This window comes from Craterilacuibacter sinensis, assembly GCF_009831765.1.
Classification (GTDB): domain Bacteria; phylum Pseudomonadota; class Gammaproteobacteria; order Burkholderiales; family Chromobacteriaceae; genus Craterilacuibacter; species Craterilacuibacter sinensis.
This window is the reverse complement of sequence record NZ_WSSB01000006.1, coordinates 25,649-45,820: the sequence shown is the minus strand read 5'-3', so window position 1 is coordinate 45,820 and position 20,172 is coordinate 25,649. Positions and strand designations below refer to the sequence as shown.

17 protein-coding genes are annotated in these 20,172 nt (G+C 61.6%); 7 read left to right on the top strand and 10 right to left on the bottom strand.

What is annotated here, in order from left to right; translation table 11 throughout:
• Window positions 1–161: 161 nt before the first annotated feature.
• Window positions 162–1,412 (top strand): SIR2 family protein, encoded by a 1,251-nt coding sequence (locus GQF02_RS07850; RefSeq protein ID WP_160796182.1) that lies wholly within the window; start codon window positions 162–164, stop codon window positions 1,410–1,412.
• Window positions 1,413–1,853: 441 nt separating this feature from the next.
• Here the strand turns inward: GQF02_RS07850 and GQF02_RS07845 are convergent, their stop codons facing one another.
• Window positions 1,854–2,393, bottom strand: a complete 540-nt coding sequence (locus GQF02_RS07845) for a lipocalin family protein (RefSeq protein WP_160796180.1) — start codon at window positions 2,391–2,393, stop codon at window positions 1,854–1,856.
• 355 nt (window positions 2,394–2,748) lie between these two features.
• Here GQF02_RS07845 and GQF02_RS07840 point away from each other — a divergent pair, with 355 nt between their 5' ends.
• Window positions 2,749–3,780, top strand: a complete 1,032-nt coding sequence (locus GQF02_RS07840) for a diguanylate cyclase domain-containing protein (protein WP_160796177.1) — start codon at window positions 2,749–2,751, stop codon at window positions 3,778–3,780.
• A gap of 37 nt (window positions 3,781–3,817) precedes the next feature.
• On the opposite strand, the gene GQF02_RS07835 is transcribed toward GQF02_RS07840, so the two are convergent.
• Complete coding sequence (locus GQF02_RS07835) at window positions 3,818–4,156, bottom strand: hypothetical protein (RefSeq protein WP_124734279.1); 339 nt, start codon at window positions 4,154–4,156, stop codon at window positions 3,818–3,820.
• A 65-nt stretch (window positions 4,157–4,221) separates the two neighbouring features.
• On the opposite strand from GQF02_RS07835, the gene GQF02_RS07830 reads away from it, so the two are divergent.
• A complete protein-coding gene (locus GQF02_RS07830; protein WP_124734280.1) occupies window positions 4,222–4,920 on the top strand; it encodes a hypothetical protein in 699 nt (232 codons plus the stop codon).
• On the opposite strand, the gene GQF02_RS07825 is transcribed toward GQF02_RS07830, so the two are convergent.
• From GQF02_RS07825 to katG, 4 genes are all read right to left on the bottom strand, one after another.
• A complete protein-coding gene (locus tag GQF02_RS07825) occupies window positions 4,917–5,309 on the bottom strand; it encodes a hypothetical protein (protein ID WP_160796165.1) in 393 nt (130 codons plus the stop codon). The genes GQF02_RS07830 and GQF02_RS07825 overlap by 4 nt on opposite strands.
• Window positions 5,306–6,784 (bottom strand): hypothetical protein, encoded by a 1,479-nt coding sequence (locus GQF02_RS07820; RefSeq protein WP_160796163.1) that lies wholly within the window; start codon window positions 6,782–6,784, stop codon window positions 5,306–5,308. Before GQF02_RS07820 ends, GQF02_RS07825 begins: the two co-directional genes overlap by 4 nt.
• Window positions 6,784–8,250: a hypothetical protein gene (locus tag GQF02_RS07815; protein ID WP_160796161.1), complete on the bottom strand. Its 1,467-nt coding sequence runs from the start codon at window positions 8,248–8,250 to the stop codon at window positions 6,784–6,786. Before GQF02_RS07815 ends, GQF02_RS07820 begins: the two co-directional genes overlap by 1 nt.
• A 406-nt stretch (window positions 8,251–8,656) precedes the next feature.
• Window positions 8,657–10,822 carry a catalase/peroxidase HPI gene (katG, locus tag GQF02_RS07810; RefSeq protein WP_160796159.1) on the bottom strand — a complete coding sequence of 722 codons (2,166 nt, stop codon included), beginning with the start codon at window positions 10,820–10,822 and terminating at the stop codon, window positions 8,657–8,659.
• A 278-nt stretch (window positions 10,823–11,100) separates the two neighbouring features.
• On the opposite strand from katG, the gene GQF02_RS07805 reads away from it, so the two are divergent.
• Both GQF02_RS07805 and GQF02_RS07800 read left to right on the top strand, forming a co-directional pair.
• Complete coding sequence (locus tag GQF02_RS07805) at window positions 11,101–11,595, top strand: prolyl-tRNA synthetase associated domain-containing protein (protein ID WP_124734285.1); 495 nt, start codon at window positions 11,101–11,103, stop codon at window positions 11,593–11,595.
• Between the two features lie 538 nt (window positions 11,596–12,133).
• On the top strand, window positions 12,134–13,477 hold the full coding sequence (locus GQF02_RS07800) for a dicarboxylate/amino acid:cation symporter (protein WP_160796157.1): 1,344 nt from the start codon (window positions 12,134–12,136) through the stop codon (window positions 13,475–13,477).
• A gap of 144 nt (window positions 13,478–13,621) precedes the next feature.
• On the opposite strand, the gene eutC is transcribed toward GQF02_RS07800, so the two are convergent.
• Genes eutC through eat form a run of 3 tightly spaced genes read right to left on the bottom strand, consistent with a single transcriptional unit; the run spans window position 13,622 to window position 17,260 of the window.
• Complete coding sequence (eutC, locus tag GQF02_RS07795) at window positions 13,622–14,455, bottom strand: ethanolamine ammonia-lyase subunit EutC (protein ID WP_160796155.1); 834 nt, start codon at window positions 14,453–14,455, stop codon at window positions 13,622–13,624.
• Complete coding sequence (locus GQF02_RS07790; protein WP_124734288.1) at window positions 14,452–15,828, bottom strand: ethanolamine ammonia-lyase subunit EutB; 1,377 nt, start codon at window positions 15,826–15,828, stop codon at window positions 14,452–14,454. The genes eutC and GQF02_RS07790 overlap by 4 nt, the downstream gene beginning before the upstream one ends.
• Window positions 15,829–15,838: 10 nt before the next feature.
• Window positions 15,839–17,260, bottom strand: coding sequence for an ethanolamine permease (gene eat, locus GQF02_RS07785; protein WP_160796153.1), 1,422 nt, complete (start codon window positions 17,258–17,260; stop codon window positions 15,839–15,841).
• Between the two features lie 348 nt (window positions 17,261–17,608).
• Here eat and GQF02_RS07780 point away from each other — a divergent pair, with 348 nt between their 5' ends.
• Window positions 17,609–18,616: a helix-turn-helix domain-containing protein gene (locus tag GQF02_RS07780; protein WP_160796151.1), complete on the top strand. Its 1,008-nt coding sequence runs from the start codon at window positions 17,609–17,611 to the stop codon at window positions 18,614–18,616.
• Window positions 18,617–18,839: 223 nt separating this feature from the next.
• On the opposite strand, the gene GQF02_RS07775 is transcribed toward GQF02_RS07780, so the two are convergent.
• On the bottom strand, window positions 18,840–19,505 hold the full coding sequence (locus GQF02_RS07775) for a YecA family protein (protein WP_124734291.1): 666 nt from the start codon (window positions 19,503–19,505) through the stop codon (window positions 18,840–18,842).
• A 237-nt stretch (window positions 19,506–19,742) separates the two neighbouring features.
• Between GQF02_RS07775 and GQF02_RS07770 the strand changes: the two genes are divergently transcribed.
• Entirely contained in the window at window positions 19,743–20,117 is a 375-nt protein-coding gene (locus tag GQF02_RS07770; protein WP_160796149.1) for a MerR family transcriptional regulator, read from the top strand.
• Window positions 20,118–20,172: the final 55 nt, after the last annotated feature.

Sequence of the window (20,172 nt, the reverse complement as noted above, 5' to 3'; positions counted from 1 at the left end):
GGCGGTTTTTTTTGCCTGTCAAACATGAGTTCATATATGCTCCACGAATGCAACATATGTACAATGTTTATCAATCGGTCTCAGGCACCAATCCAAGCCGTTAATTATCTTATAAATAAAAACAACCAACACCTATTAAAAATTAATCTTAATAAACACACATGATAACCAAACAACTTCAATCGGCAAACAAGCCAGCCTATCTTTTTATTGGCTCTGGGTTCTCTAGAAGATATATAAATCTAGAGACATGGGGTGATTTACTTAAAAAATTCGCCACCAAAAATTATGCCTTATACAGCGGAAAATCAAAAGGCGACCTACCTGCAGCAGCAGGTTACATTGCTGAAGATTTGTTCAACGAGATATATAAAAATCCAGAGCTGCATAAAGAATTTATAACGCAGCACGAAGAGCTAATATCAAAAGATGCCACCAACGCTCTAAAGTGCAAAATCTCCAGTTATTTACAAGGACATGTGGCGAGCAACTTAGACGAACTCCTCAACAACCCTGAGATAGCCACCCTATCAAAAGCAAATATTGACGGGATAATAACAACCAACTGGGATTGCTCACTAGAAAAAATTTTTCCGAAATTTACGACTTTTGTTGGCCAAGAAGAGCTTCTGTTTAAAAACACCCACGGTGTTGGGGAGATATACAAAATACACGGCAGCGCAAGCAACCCAGACTCACTAATACTAACAAGTGAAGACTACCAACGCTTCAGTGGTAGCAATGCATATATTGCAGCCAAGCTAACAACAATATTTGTCGAGCACCCCGTTATTTTTATTGGGTACTCTATATCGGATAAGTATCTAATAAATATCTTAATGGAAATAGCCAAAAGCCTTGGCGCCCGCAGGGATAAATTATCAGAGAACTTGTATTTCTTAAGACGCCAAAAAGATGACGAGAGTGAACATGTAATGCGTTCGCAAATGCCACTTGGCGACTTCTCTCTACCTATCACGCAGATCGTCACTAATGATTATGGCAAAGTGTTTGAAAGCCTCTCAGCCGTTGATAGAAAAATCCCAGCTCATGTACTCAGAATGTTACGCGAGCAAATATACGAAATAACGAATTCATCCACCCCTGAGAAACGAGTGAAATTAATAGACATAGACGATGAAGAATCATTAGATGGTATTGATTTTATCGCCGGCTTTGCCATTAAGGAAAAGTACGAAGAAACAATATCTAATGTTGGCCTAAAGGGATTAAGCCGAGATGATCTAATGCGCGACATCATGTTTGGCGAAATAGAATCCACTCCAATTGACATTCTTAAGATACTAGTGCCTTCCATTAGAAAAGGGCGCACATTCGTACCGATGTACAAATATCTTAATAGCATCGGGATTAATAGCAACTCGAAATTTCATAATGCAGGACTTGGATAGCAAAAAGGTCTAAATAGTGTTAAAGACTATTTAAATAATGACCATTACTCAGAATTTGGTTTAACCTTATCACCAGATCAATTGCAAGATAAATACACTGGAAGACCAGAATTTATAGCTAAAGCCATGCTAGGAATGCCATATGACAAGGCAAAAAAACACATAGGTGAAATTGAAATTTTCCTGCAATCCAATTATGAAAAACTACTAAACAGTAGCTATAAGTCTGATTTTTATAAGCTGATTTGTTATTATGATCACGTAAATTTTGGCTGGGAAAATTAAACAAAGACATTCCGAAAAATAACAACGCAAAACCCAGAATTCAAAAACCGTAACAATAGAACGCTCCCAAGCATCAACATAAAAATCGGCCAGACGTTACACCTAGCCGTCTGGCTCCAAACAATTACGCTACGTCCCAAATAGACGCGGGCAATATTAATCCGTCCGCGTCTGCGACACCCAGATCAGCTTGTCGGTCTCGAAACCCAGCGCCGCTGCCTGCTGCAGCAATCTCGTTTTCACCTCGGGGTCCAGGGTTTTGTCGCGCGCCAGTATCCATAGATAGCTGCGGTCGTTGCCGGCCACCAGCGCCCAGCGGTAATCGGGGTCCAGCGCCAGCACATGGTAGCCGCCGTAGAACGGGCCGAAGAAAGACACCTTGAGCGAGGCCACATCGGGCTGGCCATTGAAGCGGGCGCGCCCTTCGGCCTGCTTCCATCTGGCGCCAGCCGTATCGTAGCCACGGTTGATCACCCGCACCTCGCCATCCGGCGCGGGAATATAGCGGGCGCTGACATCGCTCAACCCGCGCTCGAACACATGGTCAAGGCGGGCAATTTCATACCATTTGCCGCTGTAGCGCTGCAGCTCGAAGCCGCTCACCGGCACGATCCCGGCCGGTGGCAAGGTGGAGCAGGCGCTAAGCAAAAGGCTGAATGCAGGCAGAAACAGCCGGCGCAAGGTGCAAGGTTTCATCTGTTTCACCCGGAACGGGATGGGCCGGACCAGCCGGCGGGCAGTTGCGAGCCTTGATCATAGACAAAAACGTCTTGCCGGCAGCGCCGCTGTCCATTGCCACGCCCCTGCCCCACCCGGTTCGCGCCGTAGAGACAGGGGTGGCGAGAATAAGCCGCCTTGATCCGGGCGAACGGTTACCGCCGATTCAGGCGCTGGCAATGGTGGCGCGAAGGGCCGCCGGCTGGGGCGGCCTTTCTTACCTGCCGGGCGTGGCTACAGCCCCGGTCTGCATCGTTAGTAGCAGACAAAAATGATCACGGTATTTCCATGGAAAAAGGTAAGATAGGCATACGCTATCTTTTCAGGAATACGCATGGATACAACGCCTCTCCCCCGTCTGGCATTGATCCGTGCGCTGTTCGAGACCTACCGCCAGCGCTACCTGAACCGCGACCTGCGGCTGCTTGACGATTTCAGCGACAACTTCAGCGGCTATACCGGCTGCGGCGACTTTCTGGTGCACGACCGCGCGCAATGGCAGGCGATCACCCGCACCGACTTTGCGCAGGTGCCGGAGCCTATCCATTGGGAAATGCTCGACCTGCAACTGCAGGATCTCGCCGAAGACGTGGTGGCCGCCGTCGCCTGCTTCCATATCCATCTGCCGCTGGCCGCCAGCTTTCTGGCAAACGAGGTCGCGCGACTGACGCTGATTTTCCGGCGCGAAGACAGTGTATGGAAGGTCGCGCATAGCGGCATCTCGCTGCCCTATCAGGTCAGCACCGCCGGCAACGAGGTGTATCCGCTGCAAAGCCTGAACGCACGCAACCAGTTGCTCGAGTCGGAAGTGGCCGCGCGCACCGTCGAACTGGAAGAGGCTAACCGCAAGCTCGCGGCGCTCAGCCAGACCGACGGGCTGACCCATATTGCCAACCGGCGGCTGTTCGACACCCGGCTGGCCGAAGAATGGCAGCGCGCGTGCCGCCATCCGCAACCGTTGACGCTGGCCATGGTCGACGTCGACTACTTCAAACATTACAACGACACCTACGGCCACCTCGCCGGCGACCAGGCCCTGCAGGCACTGGCACACCAGCTGGCCGCGCATGCCCGCCGCAGCGGAGAACTGGCCGCCCGCTACGGCGGCGAGGAGTTCGCCCTGCTGCTGCCAGGCAGCAGCCTTGTGCAGGCGCAAATCATCTGCCACGACTTTCTGGCCGACCTCGATGCGCTCGCGCTGCCGCATGCGGGCAGCCCGGTGGGTTTGCTGACCGCCAGCGTCGGCGTGGCAAGTCTGGTGCCGGGGCCGGACAACACCCCAGCCATGCTGATTGAACAGGCCGACGCGGCGCTGTACCGCGCCAAACAGCAGGGCCGGCACCGGGTCGAAGCCGGGGCGGCGTAAACGCGGGCGTCGATGGCAGCTCAAGCCCGACAGGCTGCTAGAACATATCCGCCAGATGGCAGCTGCCGGGCACAAGCGTCAGCACGGTGCTGACCTGCAAGCGCCAATGCTCGCCTTCTGCGCAGACCGTCCCCAACACGCCAGCCTGCACCGGCTGGCCCTGACGCGAGCGCCATGCCTGTTCGAGCTGCGCGCTGGCCGCCTCTGGCAACAACAGCGTGTAGCGCGTCCTGACGGCATTGCAGCGCTCGAGCTGCCATTGCCCGCCAACTGGCGTCAGCGTGCCCTGAAACAGGTCATCGGCACAGGCGGTGCCTGCGCCCGACATCAGGCCCAGCACCAGCATCGCAGCCGTGCGACGCGGCCATTTATGCATTACTAAACTCCGTAAGAATAAATAAAGACTATTGGCAAGCCTTGGTCATCGCTTAAAATCGGCACATGAAAGCCCTCACCCTCAGCCTTGTTTCCCTTGCGCTCGCCGGCTGCGCGAGCACCACACCCGGCCCGGCCACCTTCGCACGCGACTGGCAGGTGGTGCGCGGCCAGTGGGAACCGCTTGCCGACGGCACCTTGCATGGCAGCTGTATCCCTGTGAGCGAGCAGCACAAAAAAAACAGCTGCGGCGGCAACGAAATGGCGGTGCTGCGTTCGCGCACTCCGCTGCCGGCCAACTACCGCGTCGAGGCCGACATCGTCGTCCACCAGGGCGTACTGGCCGAGCTGATGCTGTCGTGGCACGACGTGCGCTTCACCCGCTTCGTGATGTACGGCATCGACAAGCGCGCGTATGCGGGAGTCGGCTACCTGCGCCTGCCGGACATCGACCGCGGCGAGCCTTCGCTGGTGCAGTCGGGATTCGAGCTTTACACCGGCCGCCGCTACCGTGTCGCCGTCAATGTGTGCCGCAAGCAGATGACCGCGTGGGTCGACGGCCAGCCCTTGCTGCGCCACAGCGATCCCATGCTCGCCGGTGGCGTGCTGGGCCTGCGCGCCAACGGCAGCGTCAATTTTTCCAAGGTGCGGGTCAAGGCGCTGGACAGCATCGACTGCCCGCGCGATTTTTCCGCCAGCGACTTTATGCGCGACGCCCAGGGCATGCCGCCGCCCGATCCATTGCCGTTCTGCTTTAGCTGCTAGTCACCCAGCCTTTGCACCGGCAGCAGCGCCTTGCCTGCCCAGAACGCCCACTCGGCCTGCCCGGCGCCGGGCAAGCCTGTCCACGCGAACGCACGGCTGCGGGCAAACAGGCCGTAGCCGGCAACCTCGAGCCCGCAGCGCGGCAGCAGGCCAAGCTCGGAACGGTACAGGCCTTGCAATGCGCGGGTGCGCTGGGGAACCCAGCGCCCGTCGGGCAGGCCGATCTCGACGCGGTACGCCGCCTGCCCATCCTTGCTGTCTGCCAGCACGCGCATCGGCTGCGCAGCTTCGTTCGGCCACTGGATCTCGAAGCGCCCGGCCAGCCCCGGGCAATCCGTCGCACCGGCCAAGCCGGCGCACAAGGTCAGTGCGAGCGCTAAACGTCTCATTGCCCGTCGTCCTCCAGGCCGGTGCGGTATACGCAGTAGCCCTCCAGCCCGCCCAGTGCCAGCGTTTTGGCGTCGGCGCTAAGCCTGAGCGCAAGCTCGCTGTAATGGCCGCCCGCGCTCGGGCACTTCGCAAGCGTGCCTTCACGGCCGCTTTGCAGATCCCGCCACGATGGATGGCGGCTGTCGAAACCCTCGCCATCCGGCCACAGGTAGTAGCGGCCCGTACGCGAAAACGCGCCCAGATTGTGCAGCCCGCGCGATGGCTCGAATTTCTTGCCGCTACGGCGCAGCACCACCTGCCCGCCCTCGCCGGCAAGCTGCAGCGCGCGCCCGTCCGCCGATGCGCGCACGGAGAACACCTGCCCCAGTGCTTGCCCTGCGAGTATCTCGGCGGCGATGGTCTCGTCGCCGTGCGCGAGCATCAGCTGCCATGCCTCGTTCTGCCACCGCTGCCATGCCGTCAGCGCACCCTCGCGCGCGAAAAAAACCGGGCGCACGTCGGCGACTTGCTCCGTCGCCGGCTCGCCCACGCGCCACAGCGCGATACCGGTGGTCACCGTCTCGCTCGCCTCCTTGCCAAGCCCGGCAAGCGCAAGCAGTTGATCGCTAAACGCAGCAAAGCGCGCCGTATCCTGTGCACTGGCTTCATCCAGATGCAGTGCACGCGCGCTTTGCCGGTAGCCGCCATCGGCCTGCCACCACCAGCCGCGATAGCTGCCGGCATCCGACGGGTTGCCCGTGGCGGGGCGCACATAGTAGTAGCCGACCGCCGTCTTCATGTCGGCGCTGACCGCCAGCGTCTCGCCCCATTCGCCCTCTGCCGGGCCTTGCAGCGTGCGCGACAGCACGCGCCGCGCCAGCGTCTGGGCGCTTGGTCGCCGGGTCGATGCGAACAGCCGCGTGCCGTCGGCCGAGATCGCAAACGGTAGCCACAACGGTTCGGGCAGCAGGCGATAGCCGCGAGCGGCCTGCCACACAAAGCCCTGCGGCACCGCGTCGGCCGAAGTCTGCAGCCAGCCGACAACGGTATTGCCATCGGCGCTGGCGTCGATCACGCCGCTGAATGCGGCCGCCGCCTTGGGCAGCAGCCGCTCGCGCTTGCCATCGCGGCCGATGCGCCACGCGTCAAGCCCCCCGCCCTGGCCTGCACCAAGCACAAGCTGCCGCCCGTCGCGGCTCAGCATGGCGCGCTGCACATAGGCAAAACCCGCAAGCGGGGTGATGCGGCCGCCCGCCTCGAACACGGGCGAGCCCGCGCGCAGCGGCTCCGGCCGGTAGCCCTCATCACCCAATAGCTCGGGCAGGTTCTTGAGCCGGGCGAGCAGCGCAGCAGGCGGCGGCGCGGCCGGCGACAAGGCCAGGCGGGTGCTGCCATCGGCCGACTGCTCGATTAATTGCAAGCCGGGCTGCAGCCGTGGTGTCGCAGCCTGGGCTGCACCCGCCAGCAGCAACAGGGGAATCAGCCAGGTACGCATTACCACTCCTTGAACAGGCAGAAGGAATCGGGGTGGCTGACGGCCAGTGTGTTGCCGTCCGCCGACAGGAACACCAGGCCGTAACTCGAGCCGCCGGAACGGCAGCTACGGGCATCAACGCGCGCGCCGTCCCAGCGCAGCACCGGGCGCACGCCGGCCGGGTCATTGACGTAGATACCGGCAACCGTACGCGCGTCGGCCGAAAAGGCCGCCGGCTGCGCGCGCGTGGCAGCCACGGTCGGCGCCAGCGCCTGGCCATCCAGCAACTGCACGCTGCGTCCGGCCTCGTCGCGCAGCCACATGCGGCGTCCGTCTGCGCTTATCGCCCGCAGCGCCAGCTCGCCCTGCAAGTCTGCAGGCAGCAACGACGCCAGCGCGCGCTCGCCGCGCGAGCCGATCTCTACCAGCGCCCCTTTGCCATCGCGCACGACAAAGGTCTTGCCGTCGCGCGACATTGCCTCGAGTTCGGCGTCTTTTTTCAGCACCTGCATCTTGCCGTCCTGCCACTGCCAGGCGTGCTTGCGCAGCGCGCCCAGCCGGTTGGCGTCGCCCAGCGCATACGCCTTGAGCACGGCGCGCTCGGCGGCGGCCACTTCCGGCGCACCGGCCTTGGCATCAAACAGCGGCGGCTGGGGCGACTCGACAAAGCCCGCATCGCGGTCCCACAAGAAGCCCTGCCACAATGGCTTGTCGGCGCGTTTGACGTAACCGGCCAGACGCTGGCCATCGTCACTGGCGCCCACCAGCGCCCAGTCGGCAATCGCCTTGTTACCACCTAGCGGGTCTTCGCTGGCAAACTGCTCCACCAGCGCACTCTGACGCAACTGGCCCAGCGTACCGTCAAGACCGGTACCGGCCAGCGTACGTCCATCGGCGCTGATCGCACGCGGCAGGTTCAGCTGCGCATCCAGCACGGCCAGCCCCTTCCCTTGGCGCCAGACAAACCCCTGCGGCAAACTATTGCGATCGCGCAGCAGCCAGCCGGCGATCACCTGGCCATCGTCGCTGATCGCGCTGACACCCGAGAGCCAGGCGCTGCCGTCCGGCACCAGCGCTTCAGGCAGGCTACCCGCCTGCCAGCGCAGGGCGCGCAGCGTGCCGCCGCTGCCGGCGGCAAACGCCAGCGTGCGCCCATCGGCCGAGAACCGGGCTGACAACGGTGTGAAATAGCTGTCGGCGGGCAGGCCGGCGCTACTCTCGCGCTCTCCCTTACGCAGCGCCAGGCCACCGGCCGGGCTCAGCGTCGCCAACTCGTCGTAGCCCAGCCTGAGCACAAGCTCAGGCACCAGCTCGCCGCCGGCGTCGCTGAGCCGGCTGGCCGGTGAGCGCACCAGCTGCGCACTGCCATCAGCGGATAACGCATCCAGGGTACGGTCGGTCAGCTGGATATAAGAAGGCGCCGGCGCGGCGAGGAGCGGCGGCGCGGCACAGGCAAGGCCCAAGGCCAAGATCAGGGATTTTTTCATGACAAGGTCGCGCAAAAACAAAACAAGAGATTTTACTCGCATAAGCGGTGCCAGACGACCCGCCCAGCCATCACGCCGTCGCAAGACCGCCAGACTAAAGCCCATGCACTTTTTGAATCCGCTGTGCGGATCTGTTTAGCTTGCCGCTTCCGCTGACCGAGCGCGGCAAGCACAGCGGCGCGAGGGAATACATGCGGGCAGGGGCCGGACGCGCCCGGCCCCTTGCATCCCCGGCGCCCCCGAAGTCTCGCGAAACCCCTGCGCGAGCCTAACGGGGAAGGCTAGCTGACGTATGAATAGCGTGCATCGCATGGCGTAAGTACCAACTTGTAATTGAGGAATCTCCAATAAAAAACCGGCAAGGCTTTGCGCCTTGCCGGTTGCCGTTTGAAACCACCTCTCGCAGCTAGGCTATCAAGTCGAAACGGTCTGCATTCATCACCTTGACCCAGGCGGCGACAAAGTCGCGCACGAACTTCTCCTGGCTATCGTCCTGCGCATAAACCTCGGCGTAGGCACGCAGGATGGAGTTGGCACCCAACACCAGATCAACCCGGCTTGCCGTCCATTTGACCGCGCCGCTGGCGCGATCGCGCAGCGTGTACAAGCCGTCGTCAGCCGGATGCCAGCTATAGGCCATATCGGTCAGGCCGACGAAGAAGTCGGTCGTCAGTACGCCCACACGATCGGTAAAGACGCCGTGGCTGCTATTGCCGTAGTTGGCACCCAGTACGCGCAAGCCGCCGACCAGCACCGTCATTTCCGGCGCTGTCAGCCCCATTAGCTGGGTGCGCTCGAGCAGCAACTCTTCGGCGCTGACTGCGTAGTCCTGCTTCAGCCAGTTGCGGTAGCCGTCATGCAAGGGCTCCAGCACTTCAAACGACTCGATATCGGTCATGTCCTGGCTGGCATCGCCCCTGCCTGCGGCAAACGGCACCTCGATCGCAAAACCGGCTGCGCGTGCCGCCTGTTCAACGCCGACATTGCCCGCCAGCACGATCACGTCGGCCACGCTGGCACCGCTTTGGGCGGCGATAGGCTCAAGCAGAGCCAGCACGCGGGCCAGTCGCCCGGGTTCGTTACCCGCCCAGTCTTTTTGCGGCAACAGCCGGATGCGGCCACCGTTGGCACCGCCGCGCTTGTCCGAGCCACGGAAAGTGCGTGCACTGTCCCAGGCCGTACTCACCAGATCGGCAACCGACAGGCCGCTGGCGGCGATTTGGGCTTTGACGGCGGCAATGTCGTAAGCGGTCGGGCCAGCGGGGGACGGATCTTGCCAGATCAGGTTTTCTGCCGGCACATCGTGGCCGATATAGCGGGTTTTCGGCCCCAGATCACGATGGGTCAGCTTGAACCAGGCGCGGGCGAACACTTCCGAGAAGTAGGCGTGATCTTGATAAAAACGCTCGGCAATCACGCGATAGGCCGGGTCCATCTTCATGGCCATGTCGGCATCGGTCATGATCGGGTTGTAGCGGATACTGGCGTCCTCGACATCGACCGGCTTGTCTTCTTCCTTGATATTGACCGGCTCCCACTGATGCGCGCCGGCCGGGCTCTTTTTCTGCTCCCATTCGTAGTTCAGCAAGAGGTGGAAGTAGCCGTTGTCCCAGCGTGTAGGATGCGTGGTCCATGCACCTTCAAGGCCGCTGGAGACAGTGTCGCGGCCGATGCCGCACTGGGTCTTGTTGATCCAGCCCAAGCCCTGGTCTTCCAGCGCCGCACCTTCCGGTGCCGGCCCGAGCAAGCCGGCATCGCCGTTGCCATGGCATTTGCCCACCGTGTGGCCACCGGCGGTCAGCGCCACCGTTTCTTCGTCATTCATCGCCATGCGGGCAAAGGTGACGCGTACGTCCTGTGCAGTTCTAAGCGGGTCCGGATGGCCGCCGACCCCCTCGGGGTTCACGTAGATCAAGCCCATCTGCACGGCAGCCAGCGGGTTTTCCAGCGAGTCACGCTTGTCGTCCTGATAGCGGGCGGCGCCCAGCCATTCTTTCTCCGAGCCCCAGTAAATGTCTTGTTCCGGATGCCAGATATCCTCGCGGCCGAAGGAGAAGCCGTAGACCTTGAGTCCCATTGATTCGTAGGCCATGGTGCCGGCCAGCACGATCAGGTCGGCCCAGCTTAGCCGGTTGCCGTATTTCTTTTTGATCGGCCACAACAGGCGGCGCGCCTTGTCCAGGTTGACGTTGTCCGGCCATGAATTCAGCGGGGCAAAACGCTGGTTGCCATGCCCCGCGCCACCGCGCCCGTCCGCCGTGCGGTAGGTGCCGGCCGAGTGCCAGGCCATGCGTATCATCAGGCCGCCGTAGTGCCCCCAGTCGGCCGGCCACCATGGCTGACTCTGGGTCATGAAGTCTTTGAGGTCTTGCTTCAGCGCCGGTACATCCAGTTTTTTGACTTCTTCCCGGTAGTTGAAGCCGGCATCCATGGGGTTGGTCTTGCTGTCATGCTGGTGAAGAATGTCGAGATTGAGTGCATGTGGCCACCAATTCATATTCGCGCTGCCAAGCTCGGTATTGGCACCATGCAACACCGGGCACTTGCCCGCACTTCCCTGTTTGCTTTGCATACATCCAGCTCCTTGTTTGACGCGTGAATGACTTCATGAAAACGACAGCGAAAAAACCAGGCAATGGCAAGGCGCCCCTACAGACCACCACGCCGGCTACCCAGTCAGTCTATGCGATGATTTTTTGTTTGCCATACGCCGGCCCGTACGCAAAGACATGCAAGGCTCGCCCGGCAGGCGCTCAAGGCGGACTCTTCGCTGTGCGGCTACGCCAATGAATGAATACAGACACAAATACGCCATTGACAAATTTAGCGAGTAGTATTTATCTTTAATGCATGAACGATACTTTAGCCGCCTTTCTAGACCAGCACGCGCTTATCCATCAGCGTTTCGAACACCCGCCGGTATTCACTTGCGAAGAAGCATCGCGACTGTGCCCGGCCATGCCCGGCGCCGAGACCAAGAATCTGTTTTTATGCGACAACAAAGGCAAGCGCCATTTTCTGGTGTCGATGCCGGCCGAAAACAGTGTCGACTTAAAAGCGCTGGCCCCCATGCTGGAAGTCAAAAGCCTGCGTATGGCCTCTCCCGAACGCCTGTTGCGCTATCTGGGGCTGACCCCGGGTGCCGTGACCCTGCTGGCCGCCTTCAACGATGCCGAACACGCCGTTGAAGTGGTGATTGATCAGGCGCTATGGGCGGCGGACGCGGTGTTGTCGCACCCGCTGGTCAATACCGCCACCTTGTCCTTGCCGCATGACTCGCTCGCGCGTTTCCTCGCGCTCACCGGCCACACGCCGCGCGTCATCGACGTTCCGCAGCCCGGCTAAAGCACGCGCTGTTTGCGGCAAGCGACCGGTGGGCCAAGTTGTGCAGTGTGATTCCGGCGATGCGGCCTGTTTTTACTATTGCGCACCGCACCAATACATTGGTATAACTCTCGTCCCGACGGATTACCGCCGGATGCCGCACTGCGGCCCCACCGGGAACAAGAGAAGATCGTGGAGACGACCGCGCCGGACAATCCGGCATCCCGTCCATAGCCTCGCAGCCGGCAATAAGACCTGCGCGGGCAAACCGAAAGAAGACCATGGTTACCCAACGTGATATCGACGACTGGGCCGAGCTCGACGTAGCTTGATCCAAAAAGGGAAACGGCATCTTTGCCGTTTCCCTTTTTTAACGATTTTGTGAATGGAATGGACGCCCCCTTCCATTCACAAAACCGTTTTTTCCCGCCATCTTGTGATGACAATTGCGGCTTTCCCTAATGGGGAAAGCCGCAATTACCCAGCGACCGCCCGACAGCTAGCATGCGTTCACGACTTAAAAACCACGTCGTCAGAATTGCTAACAGGGAGCCACGCCATGCATCAAAAACCGCTCTACACCCGCTTGTATTTCCAGGTACTGCTCGCCATCGCGCTCGGTGTTGCGCTGGGAGCCTTCATGCCGGAAATGGGCGCCAAGATGAAGCCGCTGGGTGATGCCTTTATCAAGCTGATCAAGATGATGATCGCTCCCATCATCTTCACCACCGTGGTGGTCGGCATCGCCAAGATGGGGGACATGAAGGAAGTCGGCCGCGTCGGCATCAAGTCGCTGCTCTACTTCGAAGTGGTCACCACGCTGGCGCTGATCATCGGTCTTGTGGTGGTCAATGTGCTGAAGCCTGGCGCCGGCCTGAATGTCGACCCGGCCACACTGGATGCCTCTTCCATCGCCAAATACACCGATGGCGCCAAGGAGATGAGCACCATAGACTTTCTGATGCACATCATTCCGGACACGGTGGTTGGCGCCTTTGCCGGCGGCGAAATCCTGCAGGTGCTGCTGTTCTCGGTGCTGCTGGGCCTGGCACTGACCCGACTGGGCGACAAGGGCAAGCCGCTGGTTTCCATTCTTGACGAGTTTTCGCACGCGCTGTTCGGCATCATCGGCATGCTGATGAAGCTGGCTCCGATCGGTGCCTTCGGCGCGATGGCCTTTACCATCGGCAAGTACGGCATCGGCTCGCTCAAGCAGCTGGGTTTCCTGATGTTGTGTGTCTACATCACCTGCTTCGCCTTCGTGTTCGTGGTACTGGGCACCATCGCCAAGCTGCACGGCTTCAGCCTGATCAAGTTCCTCGCCTACATCAAGGAAGAGCTGATTCTGGTGCTGGGCACCTCGTCGAGCGAAACCGCACTGCCGCGCATGATGAGCAAGCTGGAAAACCTGGGCTGCTCCAAGCCGGTGGTCGGCATGGTGATTCCGACCGGTTATTCGTTCAATCTGGACGGCACCTCGATCTACCTGACCATGGCGGCCATCTTTATCGCGCAGGCCACCAATGTCGAACTGACACTGGCCGAAGAGCTGGGCATCCTGGGCGTGCTGCTGTTGACCTCCAAGGGCGCGGCGGCGGTGACCGGCGGCGGCTTTATCACGCTGGCTGCAACGCTGGCCACCCTGGGCGGCAAGCTGCCGGTGGAAGGTCTGGCGCTGCTGATCGGTGTTGACCGCTTTATGTCCGAAGCACGTGCCATTACCAACCTGATCGGCAACGGCGTGGCGACCGTGGTGATCGCCAAGTGGGAAAATGCGCTGGATGTTGCGCGCATGCACCGCGTACTGAACGGCGAGACCCAACTGGAAGCGGACGAGCCGGAAGTGGTGGCCGATGCGGAACTGGAAACGCTGACGCTGACACCCGCCCACGAGACACGCTAAGCGCAGGCCCCGCAGACAAAAAAGCCCGACGGATCATCCGCCGGGCTTTTTACTTTCGGACACTTAAACCTGGACACAGCCTTGAAAAACCAAGGATGAGAAAACCAAGCCGTCTTGATATGGCAAAACTCCACACCCGAAACGCTAGCTGATAACTGGCTTGCCCGCACCTTGCTGCACGCCGACGACCGCCTGTAGCGCAAGATACGCCGCCTCGGCGGCGCTACCGTCCTTGAGTGCCACCCCGCTGCCATCGCGGCGCGCGGCACGCAGCAACCACATCAGCTTGTACGCGGCCAGCGGGTAGCTCAGTCCGTCCGGGCGGACATTGGAGATGCAGTTGCGCGCCGCGTCGCTCAGTCCGACCCGGGGCGCTGCGGTCAGATAGACGCCGAGGCTGTCGGGAGAACTCAGCCCCGGACGCTCGCCGATCAGCATCACCAGCATGCGCGCGCCAAGCACGGCACCGACCTCGTCCCCCAGCGCCACCCGCGCCTGCGACGCCAGCACCAGCGGCCCCAGTGACCAGCCCTCGCGGCGCAAGGCAGGCAACAACGCCTCGAGCAGGCGTGGCGCATGGCTGGCAACGGCACGCGCCGACAAGCCGTCGCCCAGCACGAACACCACATCGCAACCCCCGGCAGGCGCCGCGGCAAGCAGCGCCGAGCGCGACGACGCCGACAGCTTGCGCCCAAGATCCGGGCGTTGCAGATAGCAGGCACGATCAGGCGCCGCACTGTGCACCTGTAATAGAGGCAAGCCGAGCCCGGCCAGCGCGCGCGCGAGGGCCGGCATGTCCAGCTCGCCGTGCACCGCGTCGCGCGCGCGCGCATGATCCAGCGCAAAAGACAGCGTCTGCCGCGTCGGCAGGCTGACGCCGCTGCGCCCCAGCGCGATGCGCGCCACCGTATGCTGGCGCTCGGCCGACCAGGCGTCCTCGGCTACCGCCGTACAAAGTCGCAAAATGTCCTGTTTCATGCGGCCTCCGCCAGACGCAACAACGTACTGCCGGCGCCCGGCAACAGGCGCTGCCCGTCGCTCAGCGCCATCGACTGCAGCCAGTCCTCGAACTCGGGCGCGCGGCGCAGGCCCAGGACTTCGCGCAGGTACAACGCGTCGTGAAACGACGTGCTCTGGTAGCCCAGCATGATGTCGTCCGCCCCCGGCACGCCGATGATGAAGTTCACACCGGCGACGCCGAGCAAGGTCAGCAGCGTGTCCATATCATTCTGGTCGGCCTCGGCGTGGTTGGTGTAGCAGATATCGCAGCCCATGGGCAGGCCGAGCAGCTTGCCGCAGCAATGATCCTCCAGCGCGGCACGGATAATCTCGCGCCCGTCGTACAGGTACTCCGGGCCGATAAAGCCGACCACGGTATTGACCAGCAAGGGGCGGAAGTGGCGCGCCACCGCATAGGCACGCACCTCGCAAGTCTGCTGGTCGACGCCGTGATGCGCGCCGGCGGAGAGCGCGCTGCCCTGCCCGGTTTCAAAATACATCAGGTTATCGCCCACGCTGCCCCGCCCCAGCGCCAGCGCGGCCTCGTGCGCCTCGCCCAGCATGGCCAGGTTGATGCCAAAGCCGGCGTTGGCCGCCTCGGTTCCGGCCACCGACTGGAATACCAGGTCGACCGGGCAGCCGCGCCGGATCAGCTCCAGCGTGGTGGTGACGTGGGTCAACACGCAGCTTTGCATCGGGATGGCGTAGCGTTGGCGCACGCCATCGAGCAAATGCAGCAGGCGGGCAATATCGTCCGGACTGTCAGAGGCCGGATTGATGCCGACCACGGCGTCACCGGCCCCGTACATCAGCCCGTCCAGCAGCGCGGCAGCAATGCCGCGCGCGTCGTCGGTCGGGTGGTTGGGCTGCAACCTCACCCCCATGCGACCGGGCAAGCCCTGGGTATTGCGAAACCGGGTCACCACCTGGCACTTGCGCGCGACCAGCACCAGATCCTGATTACGCATCAGCTTGCTCACCGCCGCGACCATTTCCGGCGTCAAGCCGGGGGCCACCGCCGCCAGCGTTACGCTGTCGGCCTGGCCGGACAACAGCCAGTCGCGAAAATCACCGACCGTCAGGTGCGCCAGCGGCGCAAACGCCTGCGCATCATGACTGTCCACGATCAGGCGCGACACCTCGTCCGTTTCATACGGCACCACCAGTTCGGACAAGAAGTGCCTCAGCGGCAATTCCGCCAGCGCCATCTGCGCCGCCACCCGCTCCTCGGCGCTGGCGGCCACCAGGCCGGCCAGGCGGTCGCCGGCACGTGACGGCGTCGCCTTCGCCAGCAGAGTCTTGAGATCGGCAAAGCGGTAGCGGCGGCTTCCCAGTGTCGTCACATGCACCATGGTTCTCTCCTTACTCGGTGCGCACGGACAAGGCTGGCGCCTCAGCCGGCGCTGCCGCCCCATGCAGCATCGGGTCATGTGCAGCCGCTGCGCGGTGGTGCGCGGTCAGATAGTAGTAAGCGGCCGCCAGCGCGAGCGATGCGACAAAGAACACCGCCAGCTGCGTGTTGTACCAGACCATGGACGCCAGACACACCAGGGCCAGGCATAAGGCCAACGCCGGCAGCAGCGGGTAGCCCGGTGCACGGAACGGGCGCACGAGTGCCGGCTCCAGCTTGCGCAGACGGAACAGGGAGAGCATCGACACGATATACATCACGATGGCGCCAAACACCGACAGGGTGACGATATTGGCCGTCAGCGGCAGCCCGCCGATCTGGATCAGGTTGTCGCTGAAAATGGCGGCCATGCCGATGACGCCACCGGCGAGAATCGCGCGGTGCGGAGTCTTGAAGCGCGGGTGGACGACCGCCAAGAAGGGCGGCAGGTAACCGGCACGCGACAGCGCGTAGATCTGGCGCGAATAGCCCATGATGATGCCGTGAAAGGATGCCACCAGCCCGAACAGGCCCAGCCACACCAGCATATGCAGCCAGCCGCTCTCGCTGCCGACAATCATCTTCATCGCCTGCGGCAGCGGATCGTTGATATTGGCCAGCTGCGTCCAGTCGCCGGCGCCGCCTGCCATCACCATCACGCCCAGCGCCAGTACGGTCAGCGTCAGGATGCCGCCGATATACGCGCGCGGGATGGTGCGGCTGGGGTCCTTGGCTTCTTCCGCCGCCATGGCGGCGCCTTCGATCGCGAGAAAGAACCAGATCGCGAACGGAATCGCGGCAAACATGCCGCCAATGGCTGCCGGGCTGAAGGCATCGGCACCGGCCCAGCCGCCGCGGGTGAAGTTGCCCCAGTCAAAACCGGGCGCCACCACCCCCATAAACACCAGCAGCTCGAAAATCGCCAGCAATGTCACGCACAGCTCGAAGGTTGCCGCGATACCGACACCGACAATATTCAGCGCCATAAACACCAGATACGCCCCGACGGCGATCCACTTCGCGTCCAGTGCCGGAAACTGCACATTCAGGTAGGCACCGATCGCCAGTGCGATCGCCGGCGGCGCAAACACGAACTCGCACAGCGTGGCAAACCCGGCGACCAGCCCGCCAAACGGGCCGAAGGCGCGGCGCGCGTAGGCAAAAGGCCCGCCGGCATGCGGAATCGCCGTCGTCAGTTCGGTAAAGCTGAAAATAAACGCGCTATACATCAGGGCGACAAACAGCGCGGTCAGCATAAAGCCCATTGTGCCGGCCTGCGCCCAGCCGTAACTCCAGCCGAAATACTCCCCCGAGATCACCAGCCCGACCGCGATCCCCCATAGTTGCCAGCCACCCAGGCGTTTAGCCAGCCCCGTTGTTGTTGTTGTGCTCATGCTTTGCTCCCTTGTCCGGTATCGCCCGCCAGGCAAACGCCTAGCGGTATAGCCGTGATGCTAGGGAGATGCTGCCGCCAACGGTTAGCGCAAACCGGAAAATCCGCGCCGCCAGAGCCGCTGCCCGCAGGCCGCGCACCGGGGGCGCTGCCATTTCGCCCGAGCAGGCGGGCCCGGCATGCACAAAAAGGGCGCGACATGGACGACCGCTCTGCACCAGCAGGGTAAACACCGGCGTCAGCGCGGCCGCTTTTAGCCCCAAAACAGCGCATTTGCCGGTTTCAGACAGCACGCAGCCATGGCACGGTGTTTGCGTTGTGCAACGCAATACCTGTCCACGGAGGCCGCATGACGACAGCGCACAGCCCCTTGAGCTTCAGCACCCGCATCGCGCACGATGCCGACCTGCACGCCAGCTTTATCAGCGGCTGGCAGCAAGACTATGCCCAGTTATCCTGTGGCCGCTATTTCGGCCGGCTGGATGAAGTGTGTACCGGACGCGTACAGCTGTTCTGCGAATACGCCAGCTGCGAGACCTGGCAACAGTGCAGGCCGGCCCCCGGCCGGATCTGGTTCGGACTGCCGGCGCCCGGCAGCGGCGCGAGCTTGCGCTTTGCCGGACAGGAAGTCGCGCCCGACAGCGTGCTGATCTGCCCCGGCGGCGACGAATTTTTCCTGCGCACGCCGCCAGCGTTCACTATCGGTGGCATGGTGGTCGAACAAGACCTGCTGGAGGCGTGCTGCCTCGTGCGTTACGGCCACGCGCTGCCGCCGCTGTGGCGACAAAGCGGCAGCCTGACGCTGACGCCGGTGGCCTGCCGCCAGCTCGAGCAGAGTCTGGCACGCTATCTGGACGCTGCCCGCAGCCAACCGGAACAGCTGCTCAGCGACAAGTGGCAGTGGCAGCTGGCCGATATCCTGCTGCAGGCGCTGGCGACAGGTACGCACGCGCCGGCAAAGCGACGCAGCCATCTGGGCTGGGTAGAGCAAACCTGCCGCTGGGCCAGGGTGCCGGATGCGCCGGTGGCCAGTGTCGACAGCCTGTGCCAGCGCCTGCATGTCACCCGGCGCACGCTGCAAAACGGCTTTCACCAGGCAGCAGCGATCAGCCCGCTGGGTATGCTGCGCGCACTGCGCCTGGGCGAGGTACGCCGCGCCTTGTCGTCAACGCAGCATGCAGGCCAAAGCATTCAGGATCTGGCGCTGGCCTGGGGTTTCGGCAGCGCCAGCCAGTTCGGTCAGGACTACCGGCGCCAGTTCGGCGAGACACCAAGCCAGACCCGGCAAGCGATGAGGCAGGACAAACAGCAAGCAAACGCGGATGCACTACCGGCGAAAATCGGCATCACCATCTAAGCCACCGCCAAAGCCTGTAGTGAACGCAGAACAACCATGGAGATGAAAGCTGACGAGTGACCACCGTCGCACCGGCTCGGTTCATCGGTATCGACCGTTTTATGTCCGAAGCGCACAAACGCTGGAACGGATACCCGCCCACCAGCGGCGCCAAGCGCAGGCCACCGCAACAAAAAAGCCCGACGGATCATCCGTCGGGCTTTTTGCATGCTGGCGCGAAAACTCAGGCCTTGCCGCAGCAGGCCTTGTATTTTTTGCCGCTACCACACGGGCACAGATCGTTACGGCCTACCTTGTCGCCCTCGCGGCGCACGGTCGACGGGGCCTGTTCCTTGGCGCGCCAGTAGGCGTACACCGCCAGCACTGCGTCTTCGACTTCGTCCTTGAAGTTTTCCAGCTCGGCATCGGTAAAGGTGATCAGGTCTTCGCCGTCTTCCTGCTCGAAAATGCCGCCCAAAGCCATCACCGGATACAGCAGGTCTTCAAAGCCTTCGTCGTCGGCCGCTTCGAACCAGTCGGTAGCAACCACATCCAACGCATACAGATAGGCATTACACCATGGCCAGTAATCGGCCTCATCGCTGTCTTCCTCGGAAAACAGGATCATTTCAGGCATATCGCCATTAGCCAGCGCGTCTTCCGTGTTCTGGTACAAGCGGGTCAGCAAGGCGCGGGCTTCTGCCTCGTCCTCTGTGCTTGCAAACGCCGGCGCATCGCCCAGCGCTTCATTCAGCAGCTCGTCCATGGACATGCGGTCCGGGCCGCTGGCGACCGCGCAGAAAAAACCCTGCACTTCATCGGTGCGCATGGTCGAACCATCGGCAGACAGGGGGGACAGCAGGGTTTCCAGACGGGCAAGGTCGGTGTCGGTGAAGGCTTGGGCAGTCATGGTCTGTTCCTTTAAAAATTTTATTGCGGCTATTGTACCCTTTGGCGCGATTTACGGGCGACGCAGATCACATCGCCATCACCCTGTCCTCTTCGCTCCACCATAGCCGATGCGCGTAATGGCGCATGGCCAGAATCGCATCTGGCCGCTTCGCCGCCCGCACAAGACACGTGCACTGCGCTGGCTGCGCCTCCCGCATTAACATAATATGGCGCGATAAAAACAGGGGCCTACCAAATGCAAGAGCATTTCACCATCTCCGAGCTCGCGCACGAGTTCGATATTACGCTACGCACACTGCGCTTTTATGAAGAGCAGGGTCTGATAGAACCCGAGCGCAAGGGGCGCAACCGGCTGTTCTCCAAGCGCGATCGTGCCCGCATCAAACTGATCCTCAGGGGGCGGCGCATCGGCCTGTCGCTGACCGATATCCGCGAAATCATCGCGCTTTACGACCAGCGCGAAGAGGCCAGCCAGGCGGCCAAGCTGCTGGATCTGCTGCTGGAGCGCCGGCGCCAGCTGGAGGCACAGCGCCAGGATCTGGATGCCATCCTGGCCGAAATCGACACACTGGAAGCCCACTGCCGCAGCATCAGCACCAAGCCTGACTGACAGCCATGTAACACCGATGCCACAGACCTCTGCTTTTTGCATGCATCTTGATTGA